A 17,685-nucleotide genomic window follows, 5' to 3' on the forward strand; every position below is an offset into this window, starting at 1 on the left:
CGGCGGAGCGGACACGAGCGGGACGATCGCAGGGGACAGCGAGTGGAGCGACCTCCGAATCTTGCCGCGGCCATCGAATCGGCTGCGGAGGCGCTCATCGGTGTGCTCGACTCCGCGACGTCCCGGCACACCGTCAGCGTCTCGCCCACGCAGCTGCGGGTGCTGTCGCTGATCGTGTCGCATCCGGACACCAACGTGAACCGGCTGGCCGAGCTGCTGGACGTGGTCCCGTCGTCGGCGAGCCGGCTCTGCGACCGCCTGGAGGCGGTCGGCCTGCTGCGCCGGGTGGCGGACCCGCGCGACCGGCGGGAGGTGCGGCTGATCCCCACCGCGGCGGCGGAGACGCTGCTGCGCGACCTCCAGGACCGGCGGCACCGGGCGGTGCAGGCCGTGCTGGACCGGATGCCCAACCGGGTGCAGCACGAGCTGCTGCTGGCCCTGGTGGCGTTCAGCCAGGCCGCGACGATGACCACCCCGCAGGCCGGCTCGGACTCGACCGCCCGCTCCGCCTGACCTCACACCCCGCCACGCGCACCGTCCCCAGCTGCTCGACTAGTGTCCTAGGATGCCCTAGCGAGTGTGACGGTCCCCACCGTGACACCACTGAGCAACGACGCAGCACGGCGCCCGGGGGAGAAGGGCGAGCCCGATATAGTGGCAGCGCACCTGGGCGGCCCGTGATCACCACGAGGGCGGGCCGCGTCGGGGAGGTCCCAGCCCGGGATCACAGAGGGCGCCGGCGTCTGACCGGCCGGCAACGCGCACGTCCCTCCAGCGGCCGTTCATCCGGCTGCCGGACCGTGCTGCGAAGGGAGGGTTCGGTGTCGCGTCGGCCGGCTCCATCGGAGCAACCGGATTCCGGGACCACTGTCGTGGGAGACCGCGTCCTCACGCTGCCCAACCTGATCAGCTTCGTCCGGCTCGTCGGCGTGCCGATCTTCCTCTACCTGTTCCTCGTGGTCCGAGCCGACGTCGCCGCCATCGCGGTGCTCGCCGTCGGCGGGACCAGCGACTGGGTGGACGGCTGGATCGCCCGCCGCCTGGGACAGGTGAGCCGGCTCGGCGAGCTGCTCGACCCGCTGGCCGACCGCCTCTACATCCTCGCCACGCTGCTCGCGTTCACCGCCCGGGAGGTGGTGCCGTGGCAGTTCACCGGGGCGCTGCTGGCCCGGGAACTGCTGCTGCTGGTGTCCCTCGGGGTGCTGCGCCGCTACGGCTACGGCCCGCCGCCGGTGCACTACGTGGGCAAGACCGCGACGTTCCTGCTGCTGGCGGCGTTCCCGATCCTGCTGCTGGCCGACGCGGTGCCGGATGCCGGCACCGCCGCCGGGGCGATCGGCTGGGGGCTGGCGTGGTGGGGCCTCGTCCTCTACTGGGTCGCCGGCGCGATGTACGTGGTGCAGGCCGCCCGCCTCGTGCGGGCGCAGCGCGCGGAGGCGGCGGCATGACCACTCCGCCGTCGCGGGACGGGGAGAAGGAGCGCGACCCGTCGACCCGGGTGTACGCGCCGGACTTCCTGACCGAGCTGTTCCGCAATCCGCTGGACCCCGGGTACGGGGACGCGGCGGCGCGCCGGGCGACGGGCTCGGTGTCGCGGGTGCGGGAGGTGCTGGGCCGGCCGGTGAGCCTGCTGGTGCTGGCGGTGATCGGGTTCCTGTTCGCGGTGGCGTACCGGGAGACGGTGGCGGAGGAGCCGAGCCGCGCGACGGCGCGGGCAGGGCTGGTGGCCGAGATCAAGGGCCGGGAGGCGGAGACCGACCGGTTGACCGAGCGCGCCGAGCAGTTGCGTGAGGAGGTCGGGCGGCAGCGGGACGCGACGTTGAGCGGTTCGCAGGCGTCCCGGTTGCGCACGCTGGAGGCGGGTACCGGCCTGGCCCGGGTGCGCGGGGACGGCGTGGTGGTGCGGCTGGCCGACGCGGCGGCGGATCAGGACGGGGTGACCACCGGTGACGCGGGTCCGTCCCGGGTGCTGTATTCGGATCTGCAGAAGGTCGCGAACGCGTTGTGGGCGGCGGGCGCCGAGGCGGTGGCGGTGAACGGCCAGCGGTTGACGGCGACGTCGACGATCCGGTCGGCGGGTGAGGCGATCCTGGTGGACTACCGGCCGGTGACGGGTCCGTACGAGGTGCAGGCGATCGGGCCGCGGTCGATGCGGGACCGGTTCGACCAGAGCCGGGCGGCGGCGTTGATGCGTGAGGTGGCGCGGACGACGGGTCTGTCGTTCGGGATGAAGCGGGCCGACGACCTCACCCTGCCGGCGGCGCCGCAGCCGCGGCTACGCTACGCCGAGCCTCCGGCGACCCCGAGTCCGAGCGCGAGTGCGCGTCCCTCGGGTTCGGGTGCCGCCGGTTCGTCGAGTCCCGGGTCGTCCGGCCCGGGTGGTTCTTCCAGCCCCTCGGGAGGTGGCCGATGATCGCGGTGCTGGCGTTGCTCGCCGGTGTGGTGCTCGGGGTGTATCTGGACCCCACGGTGCCGGCGGCGTTGCAGCCGTATCTGCCGATTGCGGTGGTGGCCGCGTTGGACGCGGTGTTCGGTGGGGTGCGGGCGAAGCTGGACCGGATCTTCGACGACAAGCAGTTCGTGGTGTCGTTCATCTCGAACGTGCTGGTGGCGGGGCTGATCGTGTATCTGGGTGACCAGTTGGGCGTGGGCGGTCAGTTGTCCACCGGTGTGGTGGTCGTGCTCGGGGTGCGCATCTTCGGAAATGTGGCGGCGATCCGCCGGCACCTGTTCCGGGCGTAGGTTTGTGGCGATGAGCGAGGAACACAGGGAGACGGGTACGGGGTGGCCGCGACCGGGGGAGCCGGCGCGGCCGTCGGGTCCGGCCGGTGAGCCGGATCCGCGCCCGGACGCGCCCGATCCGGACGAGTTGAGCCCGTTGGCGCCGGTGGAGCCGGTGCCGGACGAGGCGGTGGAGCCCGCGGAGCGGGAGGCGGTGCCGGAGTCCGAGCCGGAGCCGGGTGCGTCGGCCGGGGCGGCGGTGCCGTCGGCGGCGCGGCGGTTCTCGTCGGCGGGCGCGATGATCGCGGTGTTGCTGGCGTTGCTGGGTTTCACGCTGGTGGTGCAGTTCAAGACGACGTCGACGGATCCGACGCTCGCGGCGACGCGGGAGGAGGACCTGGTGCGGATCTCGTCGGATCTGGATTCGCGGGAGCGGCGGCTGCGCCAGGAGATCGAGTTGCTGGAGGAGAGCCAGCGGCAGTTGCGCTCGGGTGAGCAGGGCCGGCAGGCGGCGCTGGAGGAGGCGACGCGGCGGGCGGACGAGTTGGGCATCCTGGCGGGGACGTTGCCCGCGGTGGGTCCGGGTCTTGAGGTGCGGTTCACGGGGCCGGCGAAGGCGGTGTCGTCGACGCGGATCCTGGACGCGGTGCAGGAGCTGCGGGGTGCGGGCGCGGAGGCGATGCAGATCCAGGGTGCGGACGGTACGGCGGCGCGGATCATCGCGTCGACGTATTTCGTGGACGGGCCGGACGGTGCGCTGGTGGTGGACGGGCGGCGGTTGACGGGTCCGTTCACGATCATGGTGATCGGTGATCCGGCGACGATGCGTACGGCGTTGAACATTCCCGGCGGGGTGGTCGCATCGGTGCGGGACGGCGGCGGTAACGTGACGTCCGAGGATCGTGAGGTTGTGGAGGTTTCGCAGCTGCACGCGCCGATCAAGCTGGACCACGCCCGGCCGGTCTCCTGACCGGTCGCGGCCGCGCCGGTTTCTCCGGTGCACCGATGACGAAGGACGCAGTTGGTGATTCCTGAGGATCTGCGGTACACCGCCGAGCACGAGTGGGTGGTCGGCGGTGACGGTGGTGTCGTCCGCGTCGGTATCACGCACTTCGCGCAGGACGCCCTGGGTGACATCGTGTTCGTGCAGCTGCCGGAAGCCGGTGCGGTGGTGGCGGCGGGCGAGTCGCTGGGCGAGATCGAGTCGACGAAGAGCGTGTCGGAGATCTACGCGCCGTTGAGTGGCACGGTGGCGGCGCGCAACGAGGCGCTGGCCGACACCCCTGAGGTGATCAACACGGATCCGTACGGTGCGGGGTGGTTGGTGGAGATCACTCCGGACGATCCGGCGGCGGTCGAGGGTTTGCTGACCGCCGATGCGTACCGCGAGCTCACCGAGAGCTGAGTTCGTGCTGTTCCGGGCGGCGGCGCGGTTCCGCGCGTCCGGTTGCCCTGCATTTCGGCGCTGGCTAGGCTCGCCCAGTCGACCGAGAACCAATAGTTTGAGCGTTGCGGAATGCGCCTTCCCGGGCACGGGGAGCCAGCCGCCGGGTGTGGTGTTGCCCGGCGGCCAGTCCCGCCATTCCCTGACGCCGACCGAACAGATCCGTGAGGTGGTCCCATGACGCGCCCAGACGACGAGTTCCCCCCGCTCGACGTCACTTCGACGCTCAATCTCGGTTCGCTCGACGAAGTGCTGGAGGGGCCGGACACCGATGTGGTGCCGAGCCGGATGTCCGGTTCGTTGCCGCCGGGTATGGCGTTGCTGGTGGTTCGCCGGGGTCCGAATGCGGGTGCCCGGTTCCTGTTGGACCACGATGTGACGACGAGTGGGCGGCACCCGGACAGTGACATCTTCCTGGACGACGTGACGGTGTCGCGGCGGCACGCGGAGTTCCACCGTGACGGTGGGACGTTCACGGTGCGGGATGTGGGCAGCCTGAACGGCACGTACGTGAATCGTGAGCGGGTCGAGGCGGCGACGTTGAGCAACGGTGACGAGGTGCAGATCGGCAAGTTCCGGGTGGTGTTCATCGCCGGTCCGCGCCCGGAGGAGGAGGCCGGCCGGGGGTGAACGAGCCTGCGGCTTCGACGCCGTCCGGGGCGGCGCGTGCGCCTGCGCTGATGAGTATCGGCGAGGTGCTGGCGCAGTTGCGGCCGGAGTTTCCGGACGTCACGATCTCGAAGTTGCGGTTTCTGGAGGCCGAGGGCCTGGTGGAGCCGCAGCGGACGCCGTCGGGTTATCGGAAGTACGGCTGGGACGACGTGGCGCGGTTGCGGTTCGTGTTGACCGCGCAGCGGGATCAGTACCTGCCGTTGCGGGTGATCCGGGAGCAGTTGGCCGAGTGGGACGGGTCTGGTCCGTCGCCGGGGCGGGGGCGGCCGAATCTGGTGGCTGTGGGTCCGGGTGGTGAGGTTCCGGGCCGGGAGCCGGCGGAGTCGGCCGAGTCGTCGGAGGTGCGGCTGGACCGGGCGGGTCTGATCGCTCGTAGTGGTGTGGACGAGTCGACGCTCGCGGAGTTGGAGCGGCTGGGTGTGCTGGTGCCGGATCCGCCGGGGTGGTACGACGCGGATGCGTTGATCATCGCGAGTGCGGTGGCGGGTCTGGCGGCGTACGGGTTGGAGCCTCGGCATCTGCGGGCGTTCCGGTCGGCGGCGGATCGTGAGGTCGGGTTGTTCGCGCAGCTTGTGGCGCCGTTGGCGCGGCAGAGCGATCCGGCGGCGCGGGCGCGGGCGGCGGAGACGGCGCGGGAGTTGGTGGCGTTGTCGCAGCGGTTGCACGCGGCGTTGGTGCGGGTGGGGCTGCGGTCGACGTTGGGCCGGTGAGGTCGGTGCGAGGGGCCGGGTGCTGTGGGCGCCCGGCCCTTCGTCGTGGGTGGCGCGGAAAGATCTGGTCGGCGGAGCGTGTCGTAGGCTTGCCGGGGTATGCCCGTCCGGCGAGGCGTGGTGCACGTAGCGCGTGGGACTCCCGTGTCCTGGTCCGTGTACCGTGCAGGGAAGGGCGCGGTGCAAGGTGACGACGACACGGAGGCGGCGGTGCGCGAGCTGAGCGTGGTCGGAGTTCGGGTGGAGTTGCCCAGCAACCAGCCGATCGTCCTGCTGCGGGAGGTCGAGGGGGACCGCTATCTGCCGATCTGGATCGGCGCGGTCGAGGCGACGGCGATCGCTTACGAGCAGCAGGGGGTCAAGCCGGCCCGGCCGTTGACGCACGATCTTCTGCGGGATGTGCTGGCGGCGTTGCAGGCGCCGTTGCGGGCGGTGGAGATCACCGAGTTGAAGGAGAACGTGTTCTACGCGGATCTTCTCCTCGGTGACGGTGTGCGGGTGTCGGCGCGGCCGAGTGACTCCATCGCGTTGGCGTTGCGGGTGGGTGCTCCGATTCGTTGTGCGGAGCAGGTCCTCAGTGAGGCGGGGATCGTGATCCCGGACGAGCAGGAGGACGAGGTGGAGAAGTTCCGGGAGTTCCTGGAGCAGGTGCGTCCGGAGGACTTCGCGGGTTGAGGTGTCCCGCCCGGTGGTGGCGCGGCGTGTCGCGGTGTTTCCTGCGGGTGAAGTCCGGGGGGCGGCGTTAGGGTTGCCGTGTCGAGTGGTGCGCGTACGGGGAATCGACGCGGCACCGCCACGGGCGCGGGGAGGTTGGTCCGATGCACGAGCCGCGGGATTCTGGTCCGGGTGCGGAACGGCAGGCGGGTGTGGGGGCCGATCCGGCCGGTGACGGCGAGGTCGGTTACCGGGGTGTGACCGCGTGTTCGGCGGTGGGGATCAGTTACCGGCAGCTCGACTACTGGGCACGTACGGCGCTGGTGGTGCCGAGTGTGCGCGACGCGTCGGGTTCGGGGACGTCGCGGTTGTACTCGTTCCGCGACCTGGTGGTGTTGAAGGTCGTGAAGCGGCTGCTGGACGCCGGGGTGTCGTTGCAGAACATCCGTAAGGCGATCGAGGCGTTGCGGTCGCGTGGGGTGGACGATCTGGCGGGCATCACGTTGATCTCCGACGGGACGACCGTGTACGAGTGCCGGTCGCCGGAGGAGGTGGTCGACCTGTTGCAGGGTGGCCAGGGCGTGTTCGGCATCGCGATCGGTGGCGCGTTCAAGGAGATCCAGGGTTCGTTGTCGCATCTGCCGGCGGAGCCGGTGGGCGGGCAGGAGCCGGCCGTGCCGGCGGTGGAGCCGGAGCCGGAGTCGGTCGGGGACGAGCTGGCGGCGCGCCGGGCGCGGCGCCGGGCCGGGTGACCTGCGTCGCGTCTCGTTGACGGGATCGCGCCGCGCCCGAAAAAGGGTGCGGTGCGATTCGTGTTTTGGTGACGGGGTGTGGTCCTCCGCCCTGGGTCGGGGCCGGCGGGGAAAGCGGTTCGGGGTGGCCGGGAATCTGCGCAGGTCACGGCATGCGCGCGGGCGATGTCCGAAAAGGACCGTACGCCGTTCGCGATGACGGTTCGTGTCCGGTCTGCCGCGATACGTCAATCGGCTTCGGCCGTTTTGCTCACTGTCCGTGGTTGACAGTTGTCGGGATCCGGACAGGGCGGGCGTGAAGTGCCGTGGCGGGCGCGCTATGGTCCGTTCCGGTCGTCGGCGTGTCGGGATCACGGCGGAACGCTGTGTGACGCCGCGCCGGACGGCGAGCCCCTGCCGCGGCGCTGCCCGCGGACCCCTGGTGGAAGGACCGAGCATGACGGTGACGAGCGAGACCACCCCGATCTCCCACTACGAGCGCATCGGCGGCGCGGCGGCGGTCAAGGCCGCGGTGGAGCTGTTCTACGACAAGGTGCTGGCCGATCCGGATCTGGCCGGCTACTTCTCCGACGTGGACATGGTGGAGCAGCGGCGGCACCTGGCGCTGATGCTGGCGGTGGTGCTGGGTGGTCCGAACGAGTACGCGGGCCGTGGGCTGGCCGAGGCGCATCAGCCGTTGCGCATCACCGGGGAGCACTACGCGAAGGTCGGTGAGCACCTGACCGCGACGCTGGTCGAGCTGGGTGTGCCGGCGGACGTGATCGCTGACGTGCAGGTCGTGCTCGGGCAGGTGCGGGAGCAGGTCGTGTCGGCGGGAGACGCCTGAGCGTGGACGTCGCACGGCTCAAGCAGAGCTGGTCCCTGGTCGCCGCGCACGGCGACCAGGTGCCGCTCTACTTCTATTCGACGCTGTTCCTGGCGCATCCGGAGACCCGGCAGATGTTCCCCACGAACATGGCCGGGCAGCGGGACCGTCTGGTGGCGGCGCTGGGGCACGTGGTGTCCCACGTGGACCAGGTTGACCGGCTCGTCGGGTTCCTGCGGGACCTGGGCGCGGATCACCGCAAGTTCGCGGTGCGCGCCGAGCACTACCCGGCGGTCGGTGAGGCGCTGCTGGCCACGTTGCGGCACTTCTGCGGTGACGCGTGGACCGAGGAACTGGCCGCCGACTGGACCGCGGCGTACGGGCTCGTGGCGCAGGTGATGACCGAGGGTGCGCAGGCCGCGGAGTCGCAGTCACCGCCGTGGTGGGTGGCGGAGGTGCTGACGCACGAGCAGCGCACGTTCGACGTGGCGGTGCTGACGGTGCGTCCGCAGTACCTGTTGCCGTTCACGGCGGGCCAGTCGATCGGGGTGTCGCATCCGGCGGTGCGGTCGTGGCGGTACTACTCGCCGGCGAACGCGCCGCGCCCGGACGGCACGGTGGAGCTGCACGTGCGGGCCGCGCCGGGTGGTGTGGTGTCGTCGCGTCTGGTGTACGGGTGCGCGGCCGGTGACCAGCTGCACCTGGCCTCGCCGGTGGGGGACCGGTTGACGTTGTGGCAGGCCGGGTCGTCGGATCTGCTGCTGCTGGCCGGTGGTACCGGCTGGGCGCCGGTGAAGGCGCTGGTGGAGCAGGTCGCGGCGGAGGGCTCGGGGCGGCGGGTCGACCTGTATGTGGGTGCCCGTTCGCGGGCGGAGTTCTACGACAGCGAGGCGATCGACAAGCTGGCGGCGACGCATCCGTGGCTGCGGGTGTCGTACGTGGCGGGTGCGGATCCGGCCCGGCCGGGGGAGCCGGTGCGGATCGCCGACCGGGTGCTCGCCGACGGGGACTGGCGGTCGCGGCACGTGTACGTGTGCGGGTCCGACGAGATGGTGGGTCATTCGGTGGCGGCGTTCACCGGCGCCGGCTACCAGCCGGGCCAGGTGCATCACGAGGGCTACGGCAAGCACTGGTACGGCCCGGCGTGGCGGACGATGACCGGCGCCGAGGGGCCGGGAACAACGGAGGTGGGCCGGTGAGCGCGAGGAGTGAGCCGGTGTTGCGAGCCCCGCAGCCGCGAACGGAGGTGGACCGGTGAGCGCGGGTCCGATCGGCAGTTACGACGCGCAGCAGGTGTCCGGTCCGGTGCAGGTGCGGTTGACCTCGGACCGGGTCCGGCGGTGGGAGTTCGGGTCGGCGGCGTTCACCCGGCGCGGCTACGACCAGACCGACGTGGACCGGTTCCGGTTGCAGGTGGCCGACGAGCTGGATCTGCTGGCGGCGCAGGTGGCGAACCTGCGGGCGGAGAACGAGCGGCTCAACGACCATCTGGAGCTGCACCGGCACGGGGTGATTCCGAGCGCCGAGGCGGCGGTGGCGCCGGCGGCGAAGGAGGTCAACCTGTTGTCGGCGGCGCAGCGGGAGGCCGAGCAGATCATCGCGCAGGCCCACGACTACGCCCGCCGGGTCGCCGAGTACGCCCGTACCCAGTACGAGAGTTACATGCGGGCGGCGGCGGAGGAGGCGAAGCGGGAGGCCGAGCGGGCGGTGACGGAGTACCGCAGCGCCGCCGGCAGCGGCTTCGACGACTCGGTGGCGACGCGTGAGGCGTTGCGGATCTTCGGCGAGATGATGATCTCGCACATGCAGGCGGCGGCCCGGCACCTCGACGACGGCAGTGAGCAGTTGTCGCGCACGATGGAGCGGATCGCCCGGGAGTTGCCGCAGGGCGGCGCGGCCGCGCCGCAGCCGGCGTTGTCGCGCCACCAGCGCTGATCCGGTGTCCCGGTCCGCCGCGGCGGGCGGGCCGGGACGTACCCGGCGGGTCAGGTGGTGACGGCGGCGACGGCCTCGGCGATGGGGGTGTCTCCGCCGACGAGTTCCAGGGTGTGTCCGGCGGTGGCCGGGGCGTACAGCAGGGCGAGCAGCACCCGGGCCACGTCGGCGCGGCTGATCGCGCCCGATCCGGCGTGCCGGGTCAGGGTGATGCGGCCTTCGGGTTCGTCGTCGGTGAGCCGGCCGGGCCGCAGGACCGTCACGTCGAGGTCCCGCGCGGTGACGTCGTCCTCGGCGGCCTTCTTGGCGCGCAGGTACGCCGCCCACACGTCGTCGGTGCCCTCGGCGGGCGCGTTGTCCACGCCCATGGAGGAGACCAGCAGGTAGCGGCGTACCCCGGCGCGGACGGCGGCGTCGGCGAGCAGCACGGCGGCGCCGCGGTCGACGGTGTCCTTGCGGGCGGCGCCGCTGCCGGGTCCGGCGCCGGCGGCGAACACGACCGCGTCGGCGCCGGTGAGGTGGCCGGCGAGGGTGTCGACGTCGGTGTGTTCCAGGTCGCAGACGACCGGTTCGGCGCCGGCGGCGCGCAGCGCGGCGGCGTGGTCGGGGTTGCGGATCAGTCCGAGCGCGGTGTCGCCGCGTCCGGCCAGTTCCCGCTCCAGCAGTTTGGCGATCTTCCCGTGCCCTCCGGCAATCACGACGCGCATGCACCCAACGTAGCCCGGGCCCGGCGGCCTCGCCGGACGACCGGCCTCGTCGATCATGAGGTTGGCGGTACGACACGCCGGGCCGGACCGCCGCCAACCTCATGATCGACGGCACCGGGCGGGCGAGCGGTCGGGTGAGCGGGTGGGAGGCGCGGGGCCGGCGAGGGACCATGGACGGGTGAGTGAGGCGTTCGAGGAGTTGACACGGCTGGTGGCCGCCGGTGACGTGGTGGTGCTCAGCGGCGCGGGCCTGTCCACCGAGTCGGGCATCCCGGACTACCGGGGGCCCAGCGGCGCGGCCCGCCGGCACACCCCGATGACGTACCAGGAGTTCACCCGGGATCCGCTGGCGCGGCGGCGGTACTGGGCACGCAGCCACCTGGGCTGGCAGATGATCGCCCGGGCGGAGCCGAACGACGGGCACCGGGCGGTGGCCCGGTTGCAGGCGGCCGGGCTGCTCGGCGGCATCATCACCCAGAACGTCGACGGGCTGCACACCGCCGCCGGCGCCACCGGGGTCATCGAGCTGCACGGCCGCCTCGACGAGGTGACGTGCCTGGACTGCGGCAACGCCACCGGCCGCGACGAGCTGCACCGGCGCCTGTCGGAGGCGAACCCGGGATTCGACGCGCGGGTGGCGCGCGTCAACCCCGACGGCGACGTGGACCTGCCCGACGAGGCGGTGACCGGGTTCCGCACCGCCGACTGCGGTCTCTGCGGCACCGGCATGCTGAAACCGGACGTGGTGTTCTTCGGCGAGACGGTCCCCGCGCCCCGGGTCGCCGACTGTTTCGCGCTGGTCGAACGGGCCCGGGCGCTGCTGGTGCTCGGGTCGTCGTTGACGGTGATGTCGGGGCGGCGGTTCGTGCTGCGCGCGGCCCGCCACGGCATCCCGGTGGCGATCGTCAACCAGGGCGTCACCCGCGGCGACGGGTACGCGGCGCTGCGCCTGGACGCGCCGCTGGGCGCCACCCTGCGGGCGCTGGCCGACCGGTGCGCGGCGGCCCCGGCGCCGGTGTGATCAACCCCCGGGACATGAGCCGGAAACACGCCCGCTGGTAGCGTTGGGGGTGCCGGTACCACCCACGTGGGAGAGACCGTCGATTCGACGGCGCCGAAGGGGCAGATTCTCCCCGGAACCTCTCAGGCAAAAGGACCACGTGGGCAGGCGCTGTGGAGCGCGTCAGCGCGACTCAGGGGGAGGCCGACCCGTCGACCTCGCCCCCATCAAGGAGCGCAGCGCATGACCGCAGAGCAGTTCGCCGACCGGCACATCGGTCCCGGCCGCGACGACGAGCGCCGCATGCTGGAGACCGTCGGATACAGCTCCGTCGACGAGCTGATGGACGCCGCGATCCCCGAGGTGATCCGCTGGCACGGCACCCTGGACCTGCCCGCCCCGGCGAGCGAGCGGGAGGCGATCGCCGAGCTGCGCGCCCTGGCCGCCCGTAACACCGTCGCCGTGTCCATGATCGGCCTGGGCTACCACGGCACGCACACGCCGGCGGTGATCCGCCGCAACGTGCTGGAGAACCCGGCCTGGTACACCGCGTACACGCCGTACCAGCCGGAGATCAGCCAGGGCCGGCTGGAGGCGCTGCTGAACTTCCAGACCATGGTCACCGACCTGACCGGTCTGGCGACCGCGAACGCGTCGATGCTCGACGAGGGCACCGCCGCGGCCGAGGCGATGACGCTCGCCCGCCGCGCGTCCAAGAGCAAGAGCCCGGTGTACGTGGTCGACGCCGACGCGCTGCCGCAGACCATCGCGGTGATCGCCGGCCGGGCCGAGCCGCTCGGCATCGAGGTGCGCGTGCTCGACGTCGAGCGCGACGAGCTGCCGGCGGAGTTCTTCGGCCTGCACCTGCAGTACCCGGGCGCGTCCGGCGCGGTCCGTGACCATCGGGCGCTGGTCGAGGCGGCGCACGGCGCGGGCGCGCTGGTGACCGTCGCGGCGGATCTGCTGGCGTTGACGCTGCTGCGCCCGCCGGGCGAGATCGGCGCCGACATCGCCGCCGGCACCACCCAGCGGTTCGGCGTGCCGATGGGCTTCGGCGGTCCGCACGCCGGTTACCTGGCGGTGCGCTCCGGTCTGGAGCGGATGCTGCCCGGCCGGCTGGTCGGGGTGTCCCGCGACGCCGACGGCAACCCGGCGTACCGGCTGGCGTTGCAGACCCGCGAGCAGCACATCCGGCGGGAGAAGGCGACAAGCAACATCTGCACCGCCCAGGTGCTCCTCGCGGTGATGGCCGGCATGTACGCCGTCTACCACGGCCCGGACGGGCTGCGCGCGATCGCCCGGCGTACCCACGAGGCGGCGGCGCGGCTCGCGGCCGGCCTGCGCGCCGGCGGCGTCGAGGTCGCGGACGTCGCGTTCTTCGACACCGTCACCGCGACCGTGCCGGGCCGGGCCGCGCAGGTGGTGGCCGCCGCGGCCGAACGCAACGTGAACCTGCGGCTGGTCGACGCCGACCGGGTCGGCATCTCCTGCGACGAGACCACCACGCCCGCGCACCTGCAGGCGGTGTGGGCGGCGTTCGGCGTCGACGGGTTCGACGGCGACACCGACGCGGCAGTGCCGGACGGGCTGGCCCGCACGTCGGGCTTCCTCACCCACCCGGTGTTCCACAGCCACCACTCGGAGACGGCGATGCTGCGCTACCTGCGCCGCCTGGCCGACTTCGACTACGCGCTGGACCGCGGCATGATCCCGCTGGGGTCGTGCACCATGAAGCTCAACGCCACCACCGAGATGGAACCGATCACCTGGCCGGAGTTCGCGCACCTGCACCCGTTCGCGCCGGACACGCAGACCGCCGGGTACCGGGAGCTGATCGCGCAGCTGGAGGGCTGGCTGGCCGAGGTCACCGGCTACGACGCGGTCAGCGTCCAGCCGAACGCCGGGTCGCAGGGCGAGCTGGCCGGGCTGCTGGCGATCCGCGCCTACCACCGGGAGCGCGGCGAGGGGCACCGCGACGTGTGCCTGATCCCGTCGTCGGCGCACGGCACCAACGCCGCGTCGGCGGTGATGGCCGGCATGCGGGTCGTGGTGGTCGGCTGCGACGCGGACGGCAACGTCGACCTGGTCGACCTCGACGCGAAGATCGACAAGCACCGGGACACGCTCGCCGCGATCATGGTGACGTACCCGTCGACGCACGGCGTGTACGAGACCGGCATCGCCCAGCTGTGCGCGAAGGTCCACGACGCGGGCGGGCAGGTGTACGTCGACGGCGCGAACCTCAACGCGCTGGTCGGGTTCGCCAAGCCGGGCCGGTTCGGCGCGGACGTGTCGCACCTGAACCTGCACAAGACGTTCTGCATTCCGCACGGCGGTGGCGGCCCGGGCGTGGGCCCGGTGGCGGTGCGGTCGCACCTGGCGCCGTTCCTGCCCGGTGACCCCCTCGGAGCGCGCGCCGACGGGCGGCCGGCGATCGCGGCGGCCAAGCACGGGTCGGCGGGGATCCTGCCGATTCCGTGGGCGTACCTGCGGATGATGGGCGCCGACGGGCTGGCCCGCGCCACCGGCGTGGCGGTCCTCGCGGCGAACTACGTGGCGGCGCGGCTGCGGGCGCACTTCCCGGTGCTGTACGCCGGCAACAAGGGCCTGGTCGCGCACGAGTGCATCCTGGATCTGCGGTCACTGACCAAGGCGACCGGCGTGAGCGTCGACGACGTGGCGAAGCGGCTGATCGACTACGGTTTCCACGCGCCGACGATGTCGTTCCCGGTGGCCGGGACGCTGATGGTGGAGCCGACCGAGAGTGAGGACCTGGCCGAGCTGGACCGCTTCTGCGACGCGATGATCGCGATCCGGGCGGAGATCGACAAGGTCGGCTCGGGGGAGTGGCCGGCGGGGGACAACCCGCTGTCCAACGCGCCGCACACGGCGGCGATGGTGTCGGCCGACGAGTGGCCGCACCCGTACCCGCGGTCGGTGGGCGCCTACCCGGCGGGTGTGGACCGGGCGGGCCGGTACTGGCCTCCGGTGCGGCGCGTCGACGGCGCGTACGGCGACCGGAACCTGGTCTGCTCGTGTCCCGCGCCGGAGGCGTTCGAGGACTGAGCGGCGGACGCCGGGGCGGTGGGCTGTCGCCGCCCCGGCCGGTGCGCGCGCCGGTCATGACCGGCGCGTACGCTCACTGACGCTGCGTGATCGCTCAGGCGACGAGGGCGTGGCGGGCCGGACCCCGGTGCGGGGCGATGGTGCGCCCGTCGGGGAGCAGCTCACCGGTGTCCTCGAAGACGATGACACCGTTGCAGAGCAGGCTCCAGCCCTGCTCAGGGAAGCAGGCGAGGACGCGGGCGGCCTCTCGGTCGGTCGCGTCGGCGGAGGGGCAGGTGGGCTGGTGCTGACACATCGGGTTCTCCGGACTGTGGGGGCACTGTGTCATGGTTCACATGACCAGTGACGCACAGTACCAAGGAAAACTGAGCGGCAACGAGCAAGGATGCGTCTTGTTCACCCAGAATGGGCTGAACGGATGACCCGTAACCGCCCGGACGTCGTGGAAGCGCTCCCACTGGTGGAGGTCGATGCTCCCGGCGCGCCTCCCGGATGTCGCCGGCGGCTCGTCGAGACCGCCCGGCTGCACTGGTCGATCGGCGACGGCGGCGACCCCGCCGACCTGGCACAACGCTTCCTCGCCGCGCACGGCGTCGACCGCGACGACCTCGCCCGGCCCGGTCGCCACGACCCGGACGCCGCGGTGTGCGGTGCCGCGCTGTACCTGTCCGCCGCCGCCGGCGCGTACGCCATCGGCGTGTCGCCCGGCGCGCCGAGCCCCGCGCCGGCGCTGCCCGACCTGGTCGTGGTCGTCTACCACCACACCGACATGCCCGCTGCGCCCCGGCCGGCGGCCCCGGCGCCGTGTCGGCTCGGGCCCTGGCGCGACAGCTGGACCCCGGCCGCGCACGCCGACGCCGTCGGCGCGGTCCGCGCCGCCATCGCCCGCGGCGACGTCTACCAGGTCAACGTCGTCGGCCACGCCGCCGCCGGCTACCGCGGCGACCCGCGCCCCGCGCTGGCCCGCCTCGCCGCGCTACCCGGCGCCCGCTACGGCGGCACCCTGCACGGCCCCGGCTGGGCGCTCGGCTGCGCCTCCCCGGAGACCCTCATCGCCGTCGAGCACGGCCGGCTGGTCACCCGCCCGATCAAGGGCACCCGCCCGGCCACCGCCGCCGGACGCCGCGACCTGCTCGCCTCGGCCAAGGAACGCGCCGAACACGTCATGATCGTCGACCTGGAACGCAACGACCTGGCCCGGGTGGCCCGTACCGGCTCGGTGCGCGTCGACGAGCTGTTCGCCGTACGCCGCTGGTGTGACCTGTGGCAGGCGGAGTCCACGGTGTCGGCGGCGCCCGCCGACGGCCTGGGCCTGGCCGACCTGCTGCGCGCGGTGTGCCCCGGCGGGTCGGTCACCGGCGCACCCAAACGCGCCGCCCTGGCCCGCATCGCCGCGCTCGAGCCCGTCGGACGCGGCGCGAGCATGGGCGCGCTCGGCTGGGTCGGCCCCGACCGGCTCGACCTGGGCCTGACCATCCGCACCGCCGCCGCCGACGGTGACCTGCTGCACCTGTGGGCCGGCGGCGGCATCACCTGGGACAGTGACCCGGCCGCCGAGGTCGCCGAGGCCGCCGCCAAGGCCGCCCCGATCCGCGCCCTGCTCGCCGGCTGACGGGCCGCCCGGCCCCCGCCACCGGCCCGGGCGCCGTCGGCGGGCCTCGCGCGGCGGCTCGGATCGCGCGGGCCGGTGGCGGCCGCGCGCGGCGGCTCAGCCGCCGGCGGCGAAGGAGTCCAGGGCGGCGACCACGCGCTCGCTGATGCCGTGCCCGCCGCCGTGGCCGCCGGACTCCACGATCTCCAGCCGCGCGTCCGGCCAGTCCCGGGTCAGCTGCCAGGCGATGTCCGGCGGACCGCTGACGTCCAGCCGGCCCTGCACCAGCACCCCCGGAATGCCGGCGAGGCGGCCCGCCTCGCGCAGCAGCTGCCCGTCGGGCAGGAAACCCCGGTTGGCGAAGTAGTGCGTCACCAGCCGGGTGAACCCGTACCGGAAGACCGGGTCGGCGAACCGGGGACTCGGCGCGTACCCGCCGGCCAGGGACACGTGCACGTCCTCCCAGTCGCACCAGTCCCGCGCCGCCTGGTCCCGCACGGCCGGGTCCGGGTCGGCGACCAGCCGGGCGTACGCGGCGGACAGGTCACCGTCGCGGTCGGCCTCGGGCACGCCGTCGCGGAACCGCGCCCACTCCTGCGGGAAGACCCGGCCCATGTCCCGGGTCACCCACTCGATCTCGCGGCTGGTGTTGGCGACCACGCTGAACAGCACCAGCGCGCTGACGCGATCCGGGTGCCGCTGCGCGTACGCCAGGGCAAGGGACGACCCCCACGACGCGCCGCACAGCAGCCACCTGTCGATCCCCAGGTGTACGCGCAGCGCCTCCATGTCGGCCAGCAGATGCGCGGTGGTGTTCACCGACAGGTCGGTGGCCGGATCCGACGCCGGGGGAGTGCTGCGCCCGCAGCCACGCTGGTCGAACAGCACGATCCGGTAGGCGGCCGGGTCGAACAGCCGCCGCCAGGACGCGCCCGCTCCGGAGCCGGGCCCGCCGTGCACCACGAGCGCCGGCCGCCCGTCCGGGTTGCCGCAGGTCTCCCAGTACACGCGCTGCCCGTCGCCGGCGTCCAACATGCCGTGGGCGTACGGCTCGATCGGTGGATACATCAGTGGCCTCCCCGAGTCAGATACAACAGCGCTGTTACATTAGTGGACGTGACCGCCCCCGACCGCGACGCCCTCGGCACCCTGCTACGCCACGTCCTGGACGTCCTCGACGGCGACGTCGCCGCCGTCCACGACCGGCTCGGCCTCACCGACTACCGGCCCCGCTACTCACCAGTCGTGCGCGCGCTCGTCGCCGACGGCCCGCTGCCCATCCGCGACCTCGCCGCCCGCGTCGGCGTCACCCACTCCGCCGCCAGCCAGACCGTCGCCCAGATGCGCCGCGCCGGCCTCGTCGACCTGCGCCCCGGCACCGATGCCCGCCACCGCATCGTCACCCTCACCGACCGCGCCCGCGCCCTGCTGCCCGCCGTCGAAGCCGAATGGGCCGCCACCACCGCCGCCGTACGCCACCTCGACACCGAACTGCCCGTGCCGCTCGCCGACGAGCTGTACGCCGTCCTCGACGCCCTGCGCCGCCGCCCCCTGCGCGACCGCATCGCCGACACCGGACTCCTCGACACCCCACCGGACACCCGGAACCGGTAAGCAACGGATAGCCT

At 72.9% G+C, this 17,685-nt stretch carries 20 protein-coding genes and 1 riboswitch; of the genes, 17 read left to right on the top strand and 3 right to left on the bottom strand.

Features of this window, described 5'->3' with window-relative positions; translation table 11 throughout:
* The first annotated feature begins 42 nt into the window (after positions 1 to 42).
* The 13 genes from O7607_RS26635 (at position 43) to O7607_RS26695 (ending at position 9,693) form a co-directional block, all read left to right on the top strand.
* Entirely contained in the window at positions 43 to 513 is a 471-nt protein-coding gene (locus tag O7607_RS26635) for a MarR family winged helix-turn-helix transcriptional regulator (protein WP_269706051.1), read from the top strand.
* 308 nt (positions 514 to 821) lie between these two features.
* Positions 822 to 1,448, top strand: a complete 627-nt coding sequence (locus tag O7607_RS26640) for a CDP-alcohol phosphatidyltransferase family protein (RefSeq protein ID WP_433493218.1) — start codon at positions 822 to 824, stop codon at positions 1,446 to 1,448.
* Entirely contained in the window at positions 1,445 to 2,413 is a 969-nt protein-coding gene (locus O7607_RS26645) for a DUF881 domain-containing protein (protein WP_269706054.1), read from the top strand. Before O7607_RS26640 ends, O7607_RS26645 begins: the two co-directional genes overlap by 4 nt.
* Positions 2,410 to 2,742, top strand: coding sequence for a small basic family protein (locus O7607_RS26650; protein ID WP_007071104.1), 333 nt, complete (start codon positions 2,410 to 2,412; stop codon positions 2,740 to 2,742). The genes O7607_RS26645 and O7607_RS26650 overlap by 4 nt, the downstream gene beginning before the upstream one ends.
* Before the next feature lie 10 nt (positions 2,743 to 2,752).
* Positions 2,753 to 3,691, top strand: a complete 939-nt coding sequence (locus O7607_RS26655) for a DUF881 domain-containing protein (RefSeq protein WP_269706056.1) — start codon at positions 2,753 to 2,755, stop codon at positions 3,689 to 3,691.
* Positions 3,692 to 3,745: 54 nt separating this feature from the next.
* Positions 3,746 to 4,126, top strand: a complete 381-nt coding sequence (gene gcvH, locus O7607_RS26660; protein WP_269706058.1) for a glycine cleavage system protein GcvH — start codon at positions 3,746 to 3,748, stop codon at positions 4,124 to 4,126.
* A gap of 216 nt (positions 4,127 to 4,342) precedes the next feature.
* Positions 4,343 to 4,795, top strand: coding sequence for an oxoglutarate dehydrogenase inhibitor Odhl (odhI, locus tag O7607_RS26665; RefSeq protein ID WP_007071101.1), 453 nt, complete (start codon positions 4,343 to 4,345; stop codon positions 4,793 to 4,795).
* Positions 4,796 to 4,845: 50 nt separating this feature from the next.
* Positions 4,846 to 5,547 (top strand): transcriptional regulator FtsR, encoded by a 702-nt coding sequence (ftsR, locus tag O7607_RS26670; RefSeq protein ID WP_269706060.1) that lies wholly within the window; start codon positions 4,846 to 4,848, stop codon positions 5,545 to 5,547.
* A 210-nt stretch (positions 5,548 to 5,757) separates the two neighbouring features.
* Positions 5,758 to 6,222, top strand: a complete 465-nt coding sequence (locus tag O7607_RS26675; protein ID WP_088647333.1) for a bifunctional nuclease family protein — start codon at positions 5,758 to 5,760, stop codon at positions 6,220 to 6,222.
* A 143-nt stretch (positions 6,223 to 6,365) separates the two neighbouring features.
* Positions 6,366 to 6,953 carry a MerR family transcriptional regulator gene (locus tag O7607_RS26680; protein ID WP_269706062.1) on the top strand — a complete coding sequence of 196 codons (588 nt, stop codon included), beginning with the start codon at positions 6,366 to 6,368 and terminating at the stop codon, positions 6,951 to 6,953.
* 436 nt (positions 6,954 to 7,389) lie between these two features.
* On the top strand, positions 7,390 to 7,779 hold the full coding sequence (locus O7607_RS26685) for a group I truncated hemoglobin (protein ID WP_269706064.1): 390 nt from the start codon (positions 7,390 to 7,392) through the stop codon (positions 7,777 to 7,779).
* 2 nt (positions 7,780 to 7,781) lie between these two features.
* Positions 7,782 to 8,957: a globin domain-containing protein gene (locus tag O7607_RS26690; RefSeq protein ID WP_269706065.1), complete on the top strand. Its 1,176-nt coding sequence runs from the start codon at positions 7,782 to 7,784 to the stop codon at positions 8,955 to 8,957.
* A 55-nt stretch (positions 8,958 to 9,012) separates the two neighbouring features.
* Positions 9,013 to 9,693 (top strand): DivIVA domain-containing protein, encoded by a 681-nt coding sequence (locus O7607_RS26695; protein ID WP_269706067.1) that lies wholly within the window; start codon positions 9,013 to 9,015, stop codon positions 9,691 to 9,693.
* 50 nt (positions 9,694 to 9,743) lie between these two features.
* On the opposite strand, the gene O7607_RS26700 is transcribed toward O7607_RS26695, so the two are convergent.
* Positions 9,744 to 10,400, bottom strand: coding sequence for an NAD(P)H-binding protein (locus O7607_RS26700; protein WP_269706069.1), 657 nt, complete (start codon positions 10,398 to 10,400; stop codon positions 9,744 to 9,746).
* Between the two features lie 178 nt (positions 10,401 to 10,578).
* Here O7607_RS26700 and O7607_RS26705 point away from each other — a divergent pair, with 178 nt between their 5' ends.
* Both O7607_RS26705 and gcvP read left to right on the top strand, forming a co-directional pair.
* Positions 10,579 to 11,421 (top strand): NAD-dependent protein deacetylase, encoded by an 843-nt coding sequence (locus O7607_RS26705; protein WP_269706071.1) that lies wholly within the window; start codon positions 10,579 to 10,581, stop codon positions 11,419 to 11,421.
* A gap of 57 nt (positions 11,422 to 11,478) precedes the next feature.
* A riboswitch (glycine riboswitch) is annotated at positions 11,479 to 11,569 on the top strand.
* Between the two features lie 74 nt (positions 11,570 to 11,643).
* A complete protein-coding gene (gcvP, locus tag O7607_RS26710; protein WP_269706073.1) occupies positions 11,644 to 14,466 on the top strand; it encodes an aminomethyl-transferring glycine dehydrogenase in 2,823 nt (940 codons plus the stop codon).
* Between the two features lie 94 nt (positions 14,467 to 14,560).
* Here the strand turns inward: gcvP and O7607_RS26715 are convergent, their stop codons facing one another.
* Complete coding sequence (locus O7607_RS26715) at positions 14,561 to 14,761, bottom strand: DUF5999 family protein (protein ID WP_013286363.1); 201 nt, start codon at positions 14,759 to 14,761, stop codon at positions 14,561 to 14,563.
* Between the two features lie 123 nt (positions 14,762 to 14,884).
* Here O7607_RS26715 and O7607_RS26720 point away from each other — a divergent pair, with 123 nt between their 5' ends.
* Positions 14,885 to 16,078 (top strand): chorismate-binding protein, encoded by a 1,194-nt coding sequence (locus tag O7607_RS26720; RefSeq protein ID WP_269706074.1) that lies wholly within the window; start codon positions 14,885 to 14,887, stop codon positions 16,076 to 16,078.
* A 96-nt stretch (positions 16,079 to 16,174) separates the two neighbouring features.
* On the opposite strand, the gene pip is transcribed toward O7607_RS26720, so the two are convergent.
* Entirely contained in the window at positions 16,175 to 17,125 is a 951-nt protein-coding gene (gene pip / locus O7607_RS26725; protein WP_269706076.1) for a prolyl aminopeptidase, read from the bottom strand.
* A 48-nt stretch (positions 17,126 to 17,173) separates the two neighbouring features.
* Here pip and O7607_RS26730 point away from each other — a divergent pair, with 48 nt between their 5' ends.
* Entirely contained in the window at positions 17,174 to 17,671 is a 498-nt protein-coding gene (locus O7607_RS26730) for a MarR family winged helix-turn-helix transcriptional regulator (protein ID WP_269706078.1), read from the top strand.
* Positions 17,672 to 17,685 lie beyond the last annotated feature (14 nt).

Source organism: Micromonospora sp. WMMA1949, from assembly GCF_027460145.1.
Taxonomy (GTDB): domain Bacteria; phylum Actinomycetota; class Actinomycetes; order Mycobacteriales; family Micromonosporaceae; genus Micromonospora.